Here is a 12,849-nt window from a genome sequence, read left to right on the forward strand (position 1 = left end):
CTTGGATTTATGAATAAACTACTGTATAACCACTAGTTATATAACTAGTAAGTTTATCTTTAACTGTTTTATCAAGTTTGTCAGCAATTTCTCCCTCTTTCAGATAAATATTCTTTTTTTCTTTTATGATTTCTGCTAATGCTGATATAAGCATTTCAACTAATAATTCATTTATTCCAATATGAAAGTTAAGTAATAGATAGTTATCAATAAATCTATTAATATAAATCCCCTCCTGTTCTAGTCGTTTTTTTATTTCAAAACCTGTCCCTATTTGTGAAACATCTAACATAACTTTTGATGAATCTTGATGAATATGCCATTGAGAATATAAATTTGAGTGATATATTTTTAGTTCTTTGAAAAATATAGATGATTCTATTAAATTAATAAATTTATTCGCCAAGTTTTTAGTATGTAATGCTAACTCTTCCCCATAAGTTCTAATCATTGATTGAGCAATATCTAAAGATGATAAGATTGAGTAGTTAGGGGATGTTGTATGTATACTGTATCTTGCTATTTCTATCCTTTCAGCTAAGTTTTTTCTCCCCTTACAATGAATAATTGATGCTTGACGGAGACAAAAAAGAGATTTATGAGCAGAATGTGTGCATACTATTTCTAAGTCTGGATACTTATCCAAGAGTTCTTGAACATTCATTGCAGTTAATTCTTTATGTGATGAGTTAAAGTAATTTAGACTACCCCATGCCTCATCAATAAGAAATTTTCTTGTTTTAATTCCTGCGGATATTAAGTTTTTAATAACACTTGGAATATCATAAATCATTCCCTCATATGATTGTGCAGTAAGGATAATTAAGTCAATATAGTTTTCTGTCTTTTGTAGTGATAATAATAATTTTTCTAAATTCTCATATGACCAAGCAGTTATATCATTATTATCATCCTTTATATCAGGTTTAAGGTAAACAACCTCAGCACCTATAGAACGAGTATAAAAATGTATTGATTGATGACAATTTTTATCAATAATAATTTTTTTCCCTTTCTCATATAAAGCAAAAATAGCTATTTGGTTAGCAACACTTGTTCCTGAAGTTACATAAAATGAATAATCTGCTCCATAAAGATCAGCAGTTAATCTTTGAGATTCTGCGATAACTCCTTTAGAAAAAAAGAAATTATCAAACATTTCTCCAGTAATTGAACATTCTAAACTAGGAAATAAATGTGTATAATCTCCTATAACATCACTTTTAATTCGATTAGCAATAGGAAGAGCATGAAAGGAATAAATATTTTTTTCAAATAATTTTTCCAATTTTTTTGCAATTGGAGCATTGTTTATAATATTTTGCATAAGGTCATCCTAAATAAAGATAATTTTTACGTAAAATAATATTTCAAATAAAGAGCTTATTCGTTTTGAATGAATTCATAAATGCTGATGAGCGTGACTGTACTATTTATTAATGACAAATTAATGATAAATTAATAAAAATGTAAATAGTAATAAATTATTCTTAGAACTGTATTAAATTAATAATTATGTTAGTCTATGAAAATATATATAAGTCATTGTAAACTAAAGAAGTTTAATATAAAAACTACTTGATTTTTATATTAAAGGTAGACACTCAATTAGCACATATCGATATGCTTAGTATTAATCCTAATTCAGCTATACTCTTTTTACTAAGAAATTTAAAAATTTAATTTACTAACTATTGTTTAATCTTAGAAGTAGATGGACTTTTTAAGGTATGTCCTCAATTTCTTTTTCATCAATTCTTAGCTAAGAATTGATAGTATTTATTTGAAAATAAGTGATAATTTCTTATAAATACACCCTCCAACAAGCCTATTTTTAGTTGATGATAAGGAGTTCTATAAATTGAGGACATACTCTAATATTACTAAATAAGAACTATTTTTGGGAGTAAATGAAAAGGAAATAAGTTATAGTAGATAAAGTAGATGTATTTGAGACATTGAAAAAGATAAGATTTTACTACTATCGTACAAAATGCCAAAAAGTGCTTGGCAAGTCTAAAATAAAATAAGATTGACAATGATTCTTTCTTTTATTTTTAAAGGAAGATAAATTTTAATTTAACTTCGAGTATTAAAAGAAAACAATTAAAATTGATATTTAGGGCTAATCTGACACAGCCCTAAATTTCATATATTGAGTAAGTAAAAATATGATAAGGTAGTGAAACTCTTCTACTTTATCGAAGATATTTCTATAACATTTTCTTTACCAAAGAACTCCCTAGCTTTATTTACTATCTCAGAATCATTAGTAGGCATATATATTATTAAATTTTTTTTTGCTCTCGTTATACATACATAAAATAATTTTTTCGTTCTTAGTTGAACATTAGAATTTGAAGACCCCTTTCCAAATAATGTATTAAAATCGTATTTATTCCAATCAGACTCTAATACAAGAAGTACATTATCATATTCACTACCCTTAACACTATGTTGAGTACAAATTGGTGAAAATTCTTTTAAATATAAAACACTTTTTCTATATTGATTAAATGTTATCTTTTTTATTCTCTCCCATAAATAAAACCCTTTATTTAAAATATAATCACTGAATAATTCATCTTCTTTTAGTAACTTATTTCCTTCTGCATACTTTAAAACTTCTTCTATCGTTTTATTATCTTCATTTACCAGATACTCTATTGCTTGCTTAAGGCAAATCTTATCATTCCTATCATGAATAGAAAATTTTGTTATTCGTAGAAAATCATTAAATTTATTAGCCCCATATAATTCAATAATTTCCTCTAATATATCTAATCTGCGTAAAATCCTATCTCTATAAGAATTAGCTTCATATCTACCACTCATCCCATTTAATTTATATGACATAAGTGATTCCTTAGTAACTCTACATTTTTCGCAAGCTTCTTCCCATGACATACCTTCTAAAACACTGTATATTGACTGATAAATTTCGTTTCCGTTAATTTGATCCAGCAACTCTACTTTCTTATATATCGGTTTTACCTCTAACGCCAATTCTCCCAAAGTCTTATCACTGTCTAAATTTCCCTTATCAATTTTTTCCTTTATCTTGCTTATAAGCGTAATTATCAAATCAGCATTATATAGATCATATAAGCCTTTAAATCCAGCCATTTCAGCATTATATTTATGTGTTAACCTTAACTCTTTTGTTTGTTTTCCATCCGAGAAATTCCAAGATTCAAAAATACTCTTTTCCTTTATGCTTATAAAATCATCTGCTTCATTTCCATATAAAAATTTAATACTACCTTTTCTAATAGTACCATTCTCCATATTAGGTGCATTTGTATCTTCTGAAGGGCTTTGCTCAATATCATCATCTCTAAACTTATTGGCTACTTCGATTACAACTCTTGGATTTCTTCGGTTTTGCGTCTTTACTATTTTAGTTAAATTATATTGATTTAAATTACCAACTCCGTCGTCATATATAGACTGCATTGAATCTCCAAAAAAACCAATTACATTTTTCTTATTGCTTTGTTCAAGATGCTTTAGTAAAATATCCGCAACTAAAGGACTTGTATCCTGATATTCATCAACAAAAATACAATCTGCAATATCCTTTAAAATGTCTGCTATTTTTTTATATTTCTCAAACATTTTCTCTGCAACAATCAAAATGTGATCATGGCTGATTTTCACTCTATTTTCATCATTTGGCGTTACAGAATAATACTCGTCATAATCCACATAAAGATTTTCGAAATATTCTTTAGAAATTAAATCCTCAGAAAAATCTTTTGGCTTTTTAAAGTTCTTTTCATTATCGTCATTAATAAGCCCAACTAAAATATCTTTTATTTCATTCTGATATTTTCTGATAAGAGCCCATATAAACTCATGTATTGTTGAAACACAAAGGTTCTCATTTTCTATTCTTGATAAAATTTCTGCAACTGCGTTATTTGTATATGTAATACATACTATCTTAATATCTGGTAATTCCTCTGTGAGTGCATTTATTAAGGAAATTAAGGAGTATGTTTTTCCACTTCCTGCTCCACCTTCTAAAATAAAATTTTCACCATTTTTTATACATTGAAGAGCTTCTAACACTTCTTTTTCCAATGTTAGCGTATCCATAATAAGGCCTCCTCAATATAATGTGGAACTGCCCATTTTTCATCTTCTTCGCCATTCTCATCATCAAAATACAATAAGCTTGATGCAAATGAAGATTTCTTTTTCACATTATTCAAAGCAAAATTATAATAATCACCATTTTCTATTTCATCATTCGAAAAATCTTTTAAAGCTCCATATTCACAAAGCCCTTCTTTATTCTTTATAATAAAGTCTTTATTTAATGCTATAAATGCATCTTCAAAACTACTTGCTTGATACTCACCATCAGTTTCCGGTATTTGATATGCTATTCGAATATTATTTTTAATTTTATCCTCGGGTCTTTTTTCTACAAGTTCTCCAAATTGATCATTTAATTCATCAAGACCAGTATCTTTGAAAAAATCTTTTATGGAAGCGTTGCTTGTATACTTTGCTTCCTTAGGGTGTGATTTTACATATCTCCCATTGTCATTTTTATTAGCGGCATCTATATCTGTTAATATTAAAGCCTTAATACCTAAAAACTCAAATAGTGGAATAAAGATATGTGAATGTGCCCCAACTTCTATTACAGAAATATTTTGTGATAATAGTGGGATAATATCTCCTTCTGGATTTTCTTTATTATCAATCTTATGCATCATCATTGGCATTAAGATTCGTTCGGTATCTCCTTCTATACAAATAGCTTTGTCAGCAAAAAAAAGTTCACTTCTATTTATTGTCAGATATTGTTTTACAAACTTAAATCCTTTCTGTTCATCTCCACCATACTCTTTTTTTAAAGAATTAAAACTCTTAGCTATAACTGTATTCCCGTTTTTCTTTAAATATATAATATCATCAAAGTTACATTCAGAAACTATATGTGATGAATGCGAAGTGATTAAAATCTGCAACTGTTTATTCTTGTCTTCCAACAACTTTTTTCTATGTGCTTTGATATGAGATTTAATATTCCTTATAAATATATACTGTAACTGAGGGTGTGTATGTGCTTCAGGCTCTTCAATATATAAGAGATTTATATCTGCTGGTTGTTCAAATAATTCCTGTATCTTGGTTTCAATCTCAAATACAATACCAATTAAATTCAAATATCCCAACCCATTATATGTTTCTGGAAGTGAACAATCTCCCCCTTGTCTATAACTTAAGTTTGTATTATCTGACAATAAATTTTTCTCTGAAATAGATGACTCTATTGCTATATCAATTCCATTTTCTGCACCACCATAAGTTTTTATAACATCTATAACATCACTAAAAATGCCATCAATGACTTCTCCACTTTCACTTTTTTCTCCATTGTAAATCTTATATAATTCTTTATCGGCTTCCTCCAATCTTTCTTCAAGTCTTGTAAATACCGACTCACCTTCATCTTTTGCAGCTTTATAGGAACTGAAATATTTACCAGTTAAACCTGATAAAACATGGTTACGATCATCATTAGAAACCGCTCGATCAGCTCTTATTCCTGCCACTTTAACGACTTTTTGAATATCCTTATTATCAATTTCTTCTGATCTATCTTGCGTTATTTGGTTTGATTCAATATCAAACCCTCTTGAATATTTTTTCGTTTCAAAGAAGTTTGCAAAATTCTTACTCATAAATTTGGAAAATGATTTGAAATCTTCAATATTTTTTTCACTAATAAGGTTTTTTAATTCGATGATTTTTTTTGCAGATATTAACGAAATAAATTCTAACACTATAATGTTATTTTCTGGGTTTAAATCCATCATGAATTTTTGAATATTTGCATATGAATCATTATCATCATACTCAATAAATAATTGCAGATTAACAGCTTCTAATGATGCAACTTTCTCTTGCTCAGATATATCAAAATCAATTATTTTTTCATAAAATTCTTTCTGACATTCCAAATTTATATCTTCCCACATCACTTTAGATGAATTTAACATCTTATCCAAAATAATAAGGGCTGATGTTTTTCCACAATTATTTTTACCTATAACTAACGACAATTCATCTTTAAAATCTAATTCAAAATTTTTTAGGAGCCTAAAATTTTTGACTTTCATTTTTTTCAAAATCATTTTATCATTTCCTTTTATCTTTCCATAGACTTAATTTTAAAGGTTAAATCACTTATAATCCATTATAGTAAAAACTACTACTATAACCCTCTCTTTCCTAAACATCCAAAGGCTTCCATGCTTTTCCTTTAATAGGTGGAAGCCATGCTTCTCCTTGCAAACAAAAATCCCAAAGTACATCAGGGATACCATAATGATCTGTTTTTTCAGGATCTAATTCAGTGATAATTTCATCTTCCCTACCGCTCTTTATTAAATACGCAAATAATGGATTGAGCATAATAGCTTTAGAAACTGCTATAAACTCTGCCCAACCTGTTTGATAGGCAGTTAAAACTTGATCTGCACTTAATAAACCACCTACACCAATAAGCGGTAATCTACCTGCTATATGCTGATGAATAACTGCTATTCGTTCAAGGTGAGTATTCTCTCCACGTCTTACTTTCTTATAAAAATCCCATAATGAGATATGTAAATACTGTAATGGTTTTTGTGTAAGGGCATCAATTAATGCAATAGTTTCTACCATTGTTAAACCATTGTCCCCTGCCTCTTCAGGTGAAAAACGATAACCTACAATAAAATCAGGACATTGATATTTTTCTCGTATAGTAATAACTGCATCAACCACCGCCATAGGAAATGCCAGAGGCTCACCCCATTTATCTGTACGAAAATTAGTTTGTCGTGAATAAAATTGTTGAAGCAAATAACCATTTGCCCCGTGTATTTCAACACCATCAAACCCTGCCTCTATCGCAAGACGTGTTGCATTCGCAAAGGCATTAATAAGACGTTCAATTTCCTCATTATTTAAGGCTCTTGCTTTATAAATCGCAGAGGGAGCAACAATCTCTTTATTTAAAATAGATTTACTACGGTATCCACCATGATGAAGCTGTAATATAGCTTTTGCCCCTTGTGATTGAATAAGTTGTGCTACTTCCCGTAAACTGGGTAAATCTTTTTCACTCACGGCTTCTGGCTGCCCTATAAAGGCTTTTCCCCCTTTAGCCACTAATGTAGATGCCGTAATAAATAAGCCAAAATCTTCCGCTCGATTACTTAAAAACTGTCGTTCTTGTTCACTCATACTCCCATCTTCACTTGAGGCAAAATGCGTAGTAGGTGCGACAACCAAGCGATTTTTGACGATAACACCATTATTAAGCGTATAAGGTTCAAATAGTGGTTGATATTTTGGGTTCATTTATCTTCCTCCATATTGTGGTTGTATTATTTCATGATAGCTTATTCATTATATAGTAGAAAAATTATTTATTATTTGATAAATTTCTAAGCTATTATTAAGAATTTTATTTTTGACGTAAACATTATAATTTAATTGTAAAAATACGCCACTTTAAATTTATAAAGATAAAGGGAAAAACAGAGAGAAATAGTAATTTATAAAATAAGTTTTCTCTAGTAAAGCCAAAAGAACGGTTCAAGTAACTTAACATTATTTGTCATGCTTACTGTTAATGAAATTTATCTAACAAATAACGTAATTTTTATCACTATTTCTACCCTATTTCCTCAACTATCTCTAATTTTCCCTTTACGCAAACTTACGCAAACGCTTTATTGAATATCCGTAATTTTCATTGTATATAACTGATTCTGATAACGGAATTCTGTTTGCATACTTAAACCCATTGATGGGCAATACCACTCAGTAACACCTAATTTTTTAATCTTAGAAGGACGCTCTTTTTTCGTTAATGATTCATAAAGCGAACCACTAGCAACCTCTGCTTGATAGTGTAAAGGCATACATGACAATGCCCCCATTGCGGTATTAATAGTTTGGGATGATCCTACTATACTGGCTTGAGCAGAAAATACCGTATTACGAATTAACATCTGACTAATACGAGGAAACCCTTTAGCTAAAAACATATCAACTGTTGTTTGTGCCGTATATTTTCTAGCTGGTATTTTTGTACCCTCCTTGATATACGAAACAGGTTTAAGTAATAGCCCTATTAATTGAGCTTCAACAGAGGATTCTCCATAAGGGCTATTCGTCGTACTTGATGTTAATTTTCCCTCTATATTTGCTTTATTATCCCGTACGGCGAGTGTAAATATACCCGATGCATTTGGAATCAACGTTTGAGTCTGTAGGTTAATCTGTAGAGTCGCCTGACAATTCTGACTATCTTGCCGTTTAACCTCTTGTACATTAATTGTAAACTGCGCAAGAGACTGACTAATTTCCCCTTTGATCTTTTTACTATGTTGTAACCAATCACTATCACAAAAGGCTGTATCCGCCTGTGCGAATACAGTGCTTGATGCCATTAACATCATAGGATACAAGATAGCTTTATAGAGAATCTTCATATTTGCCCTTTTAAAAAATAGGATACTGCTGAATCATTGCAATATCCTTAGTTTGGCATTTTATCATGCTATTTCTATCAGATGATTAAATAGAAATAGCTTGTTATACCTTACTTAGTGTTTCTGTTCAAAAAGCTTAATCACACTACTCATTTTCTTCTCTTTGGCTAAATCCATTGCACTTTTCCCTGCTTGGTTAATCGCATAAGGATCAGCACCACCTTTTAATAAGGCTTTAATAGTTGCTGTACTGCCAAATTGTACGGCTGAATATAGGGGAGAACTACCATCAGGAGCTGGTGCATTAGGTAAAGCCCCTTGCGATAGTAAATAATTCACCATTTCAGTTTTCCCTTTAACTGCGGCATAGTGTAAAGGAGTCCAACCTAATTTATTTACTCGAGCACCACGATTAAGTAGTGCTTTGGCAAAGTCCATATCCCCCATAATTGCCGCATACATAAGTGGGGTTTCATCATAACGATTAGCAAGATTTACATCAACTTTTGTATTATGTACTAATGCCATATAGGACTTTTTTGATTGCTCTCTTGCTGCATAAATAATCGCAGTATGTCCTTCTTGATTAAAAGCATTAGGATCTTGTCCTTCCGCAATTGCTTTAGTTACTGAAGTCACACGATTATTTTTAACATCATTCCACCAATCGGCTGAAGCAATAGGCATATAAGTCATTAGTAAAAGTGTTATTAGAGAATAAGGTAAAATACGTTTCATATACTTCTCCTTTTTAGCTTTGCATAGGTACTTTAGCAAATAAACGATAAAAATTTTCTGTACTTGCTTTGGCTACTTCAGCCAGTGAAATACCTTTTAATTCTGCAATTTTTTCTGCGACATGAATTACTTTTGAGGGATCATTCGTTTTACCACGATAAGGAACGGGGGCTAAATAAGGTGAGTCTGTTTCAATCAATAAACGATCTAAGGGTATCGCTTTAGCTACCTCTTGTAACTGTACTGCATTTTTAAAGGTAACAATACCAGAAAAAGAAATATAAAATCCGAGTGCCATCGCTTGTTCGGCAACTTCTCTGGTTTCTGAAAAGCAATGCATAACACCAGAACAGCGTTCTGCTCCCTCTTCCTGCATAATACGAATAGTATCTGCACTTGCTTGCCGTGTATGAATAATTAAGGGTAATTGGCTAGTCACCGCCGCTTGAATATGGGTACGAAATCGTTGACGTTGCCACTCAAGTGGTTCGCTTAATCGATAATAATCTAACCCTGTCTCACCAATCGCTACTACTTTAGGGTGCTTCGCTAATTCAACTAACTGTTCTACACTTGGCTCAATGGTATCAGGATAATCAGGGTGTGTGCCTACTGAAGCACTTAGTTGAGGGTGAGCCTCTACCATTTCCATCATTTGCTGCCAATCTTTTAAGTCAACACTGACACATAAAGCATGATGGACTTGATTTTTTTGCATATTCGCTAAAATAGTCGGTAAATTTTCTTTTAACTCTGGAAAATCCAGATGACAATGTGAATCAATAAACATCGTACATAAACCTTATTTTCTAAGACAAGTAATAGCTACTTTCTGTAATGTTGCTTGAATAAATAATTTGGGATTTAAAGGGTGTGTTGCCAATCGTTGTTGCCCTATTAAATAGGTATGTAAATCTGCTATTTTTGATTGACTAGTACGCTGTGCAATATGTTGTAAAACCTCAGATAAAATAGGATAGAATCGAGGTGTAACACCATGCATCGTCAGTAATAAATCCGTCATAAAACTTTGTAAACTACTTAACCAATCCGTATTAGGTACTTTTTCTAAGCGAGCAACAAAATCATCCAAATCTGGTACATTGCCCTTAGCCAATATTTGAATAAAATCCTTTAGCCAATAACTCAAGGGTTCATAAGGAGATTCACTTTGTTGTAATGCCTTTAAGGGAGCACCTGAAGAGGAAGCTAGCCATAACTCTGGGTCTTTAACGCCATTTTCTTTAAGCCAAGGAATTGTAAATTGTGTTGATGGAATAGGTAAAGGTAAACGCCTACAGCGTGATAAGATAGTAGGCAATACTTTTTGAATAGCATGCGTAAAAATTAAAAATACTGTATTTTTAACAGGCTCTTCTAAAATTTTTAAAATAGCATTAGAAGACGCTGTATTTAAACTTTCAGCTGGGCCTAGTACAATAACTCGGTATCCCCCTCGTAATGTACTCACTGTCATAAAGTCTTCTATTTGCCTGATTTGCTCTATACGAATTTCATTAGAGAGTTTAGTTTCCTCTTCATTATCCTTAGATGTATTTTCTTCTGTATTTAACCCTAAAGTATCGCGTAAAGCATCGGGTAATACCAAGCGATAATCCAAATGATGACCTAAATCCATCCAATGGCAAGATTGACAATGACCACAGGCTAACCCCTGTTGGGGGTTTTCACAAAGCAATGATTTAGCAGCAGCAAGGCAAAAATTTAATTTACCTATACCCTCTTGACCATGGATTAACCACGCATGAGCAAATCTATCTTGATGAGAGAGCCAATTTCTTGCTATATCCACTTGCCAAGGGAAAAATGCAGCATTACTCATAAGGCAAATCTTTTATCTAAAACCGTTTTTAAATAATGACGAATAGCTTCTATACTTTGTGTCGCATCGATAATAACAAAGCGTTCTGCCTGTTGTTGTGCTAATTGTAGGTACATTTTTCGTACATTCATAAAAAATGTTTCTTCTTCTTTTTCAAAACGATCCATTGTACGTGTAGCAGATAAACGCTGACGAGCAACTTCTAATGGGACATCGAATAAGAACGTTAAATGAGGATTAACATCAGCGTGTACCCATGTAGCTAATTGTTGTAAACGATGAATATCATAAGCACGACCACCACCTTGGTAAGCAAACGTTGAATCGGTAAAGCGATCACTAATGACGACTTTATTTTCTGCTAAGGCAGGTTTAATAATGTTATCGACACTTTCTTGCCGAGCAGCAAACATCAAAAGGACTTCTGTTGTTTGGCTCATGGATTCATTGAGTAATATATTTCTCAGCTGTTCCCCTAGTTCTGTGCCTCCCGGTTCTCGTGTAAGTAGCACTTCTTTATTTTTTTGCTGAAAATAATTAATCAACCACTCCGTATGAGAGCTTTTTCCAGCCCCATCAACACCTTCAAGTGTTATAAATAGCCCAGACATTATTCACCTTTTTTTAAAATATATTTTTGTACATTACGATTGTGTTGTGAAAGTGTTTCTGCAAATTCACTTGTACCATCACCTCGAGAGACAAAGTATAAAAACTTATGCTCATTAGGATGTAATGTTGCTTGTAAAGCTAATAAACCAGGACTCGCAATAGGTGTAGGTGGTAAACCATTACGAGTATAGGTATTCCATGGGGTGTCCGTTTGTAAATCGACTTTACGGATTCGTCCTTGATATTTATCGCCCATACCATAGATAACAGTAGGATCTGTTTGTAAAGGCATATTTTTATTTAGACGATTAGTAAAAACACCTGCGACCTTTCCTCTATCTTCACCATGTCCTGTTTCTTTTTCAACGATAGAAGCCAAAATTAATGCTTCATAGGGTGATTTTAAAGGTAAGCGCTCAGCACGTTTATTCCATTCTTGCTGTAAATACTGTTGTCCCTGAGTATATGCTCGTCTAATAATATCTTTATCACTATCACCCGGAACAAAGATATAAGTATCAGGATAGAGCAAACCTTCCATTGACTGAATACTGCTTGGTGCATCTAATAATTTGAGTAATTCAGTATCGGATATATCCCCTAATGTTTGTACAATATCAGGATGTTTTTCAATGGCACGGCGGATTTGTTTATACGTCCACCCTTCAATAAACTGGATAGAACGTTTACTCATTTCACCATTTGCCATCATATCCACAATTGCTTGGCTAGTTTGCCCCTCTCTAATTTCATAAGCCCCCGCTTTTAACTGTGTCGCTTGCCCTGTATAACGGGTATAAAGGGTAAAAATAGTAGGGTTAATCTCTACACCATTACTAATTAATAAATCGGCAACTGTCTTGACTGAACTTCCCTTTGGAATGGTTAAATCAATTTTACTATTTTTTAATATGACAGGTACATTATGCCATTGCCAAACTTGGTATCCTATATAAGCACCAATAGCACAAACCATTATCACCAAAAGAAGAAAAAACTTTTTAAGCATTCGTTTCATCAAAAATTTTGTAAACTCATATTGTATCAGTGTTTTCTCTATTTTCTATTCTTGTGATTAGGGTTTCTCTATTATTTCTTTTCATAGTAGCGTATGATGGTATATATTTACATAAAGCAATATACCTATTA

10 protein-coding genes are annotated in these 12,849 nt (G+C 31.9%); all 10 read right to left on the minus strand.

The features are described 5' to 3' along the window. Positions 1-7: 7 nt before the first annotated feature. On the minus strand, positions 8-1,327 hold the full coding sequence (locus F9B76_RS01830; protein ID WP_159990554.1) for an aminotransferase class I/II-fold pyridoxal phosphate-dependent enzyme: 1,320 nt from the start codon (positions 1,325-1,327) through the stop codon (positions 8-10). An 866-nt stretch (positions 1,328-2,193) separates the two neighbouring features. Beyond that, complete coding sequence (locus F9B76_RS01835) at positions 2,194-4,101, minus strand: UvrD-helicase domain-containing protein (RefSeq protein WP_159990555.1); 1,908 nt, start codon at positions 4,099-4,101, stop codon at positions 2,194-2,196. Continuing rightward, entirely contained in the window at positions 4,089-6,155 is a 2,067-nt protein-coding gene (locus tag F9B76_RS01840) for an ATP-dependent nuclease (RefSeq protein ID WP_159990556.1), read from the minus strand. Before F9B76_RS01840 ends, F9B76_RS01835 begins: the two co-directional genes overlap by 13 nt. A gap of 97 nt (positions 6,156-6,252) precedes the next feature. Further along, positions 6,253-7,368, minus strand: a complete 1,116-nt coding sequence (locus F9B76_RS01845; protein ID WP_159990557.1) for an NADH-dependent flavin oxidoreductase — start codon at positions 7,366-7,368, stop codon at positions 6,253-6,255. Positions 7,369-7,742: 374 nt separating this feature from the next. Continuing rightward, positions 7,743-8,507: a hypothetical protein gene (locus tag F9B76_RS01850; RefSeq protein ID WP_159990558.1), complete on the minus strand. Its 765-nt coding sequence runs from the start codon at positions 8,505-8,507 to the stop codon at positions 7,743-7,745. Positions 8,508-8,621: 114 nt separating this feature from the next. Further along, entirely contained in the window at positions 8,622-9,245 is a 624-nt protein-coding gene (locus F9B76_RS01855) for an ankyrin repeat domain-containing protein (protein WP_159990559.1), read from the minus strand. Between the two features lie 13 nt (positions 9,246-9,258). Beyond that, positions 9,259-10,035, minus strand: coding sequence for a TatD family hydrolase (locus tag F9B76_RS01860; RefSeq protein ID WP_159990560.1), 777 nt, complete (start codon positions 10,033-10,035; stop codon positions 9,259-9,261). Between the two features lie 12 nt (positions 10,036-10,047). Continuing rightward, a complete protein-coding gene (gene holB / locus F9B76_RS01865; RefSeq protein WP_159990561.1) occupies positions 10,048-11,088 on the minus strand; it encodes a DNA polymerase III subunit delta' in 1,041 nt (346 codons plus the stop codon). Continuing rightward, a complete protein-coding gene (gene tmk / locus F9B76_RS01870; RefSeq protein WP_159990562.1) occupies positions 11,085-11,699 on the minus strand; it encodes a dTMP kinase in 615 nt (204 codons plus the stop codon). Before tmk ends, holB begins: the two co-directional genes overlap by 4 nt. Beyond that, positions 11,699-12,718: an endolytic transglycosylase MltG gene (gene mltG / locus F9B76_RS01875; protein ID WP_159992048.1), complete on the minus strand. Its 1,020-nt coding sequence runs from the start codon at positions 12,716-12,718 to the stop codon at positions 11,699-11,701. The genes tmk and mltG overlap by 1 nt, the downstream gene beginning before the upstream one ends. Positions 12,719-12,849: the final 131 nt, after the last annotated feature.

Origin of the sequence: Pelistega ratti (genome assembly GCF_009833965.1) — a bacterium.
Taxonomy (GTDB): Bacteria; Pseudomonadota; Gammaproteobacteria; order Burkholderiales; family Burkholderiaceae_B; genus Taylorella; species Taylorella ratti.

What these genes read in the sequence shown, in the direction of transcription:
- F9B76_RS01850 (WP_159990558.1), bottom strand. Translation starts at nt 8,507, where the DNA reads ATGAAGATTCTCTATAAAGCTATCTTGTATCCTATGATGTTAATGGCA.
- F9B76_RS01840 (WP_159990556.1), bottom strand. Translation starts at nt 6,155, where the DNA reads ATGATTTTGAAAAAAATGAAAGTCAAAAATTTTAGGCTCCTAAAAAAT.
- holB (WP_159990561.1), bottom strand. Translation starts at nt 11,088, where the DNA reads ATGAGTAATGCTGCATTTTTCCCTTGGCAAGTGGATATAGCAAGAAAT.
- F9B76_RS01855 (WP_159990559.1), bottom strand. Translation starts at nt 9,245, where the DNA reads ATGAAACGTATTTTACCTTATTCTCTAATAACACTTTTACTAATGACT.
- F9B76_RS01845 (WP_159990557.1), bottom strand. Translation starts at nt 7,368, where the DNA reads ATGAACCCAAAATATCAACCACTATTTGAACCTTATACGCTTAATAAT.
- tmk (WP_159990562.1), bottom strand. Translation starts at nt 11,699, where the DNA reads ATGTCTGGGCTATTTATAACACTTGAAGGTGTTGATGGGGCTGGAAAA.
- mltG (WP_159992048.1), bottom strand. Translation starts at nt 12,718, where the DNA reads ATGAAACGAATGCTTAAAAAGTTTTTTCTTCTTTTGGTGATAATGGTT.
- F9B76_RS01830 (WP_159990554.1), bottom strand. Translation starts at nt 1,327, where the DNA reads ATGCAAAATATTATAAACAATGCTCCAATTGCAAAAAAATTGGAAAAA.
- F9B76_RS01835 (WP_159990555.1), bottom strand. Translation starts at nt 4,101, where the DNA reads ATGGATACGCTAACATTGGAAAAAGAAGTGTTAGAAGCTCTTCAATGT.
- F9B76_RS01860 (WP_159990560.1), bottom strand. Translation starts at nt 10,035, where the DNA reads ATGTTTATTGATTCACATTGTCATCTGGATTTTCCAGAGTTAAAAGAA.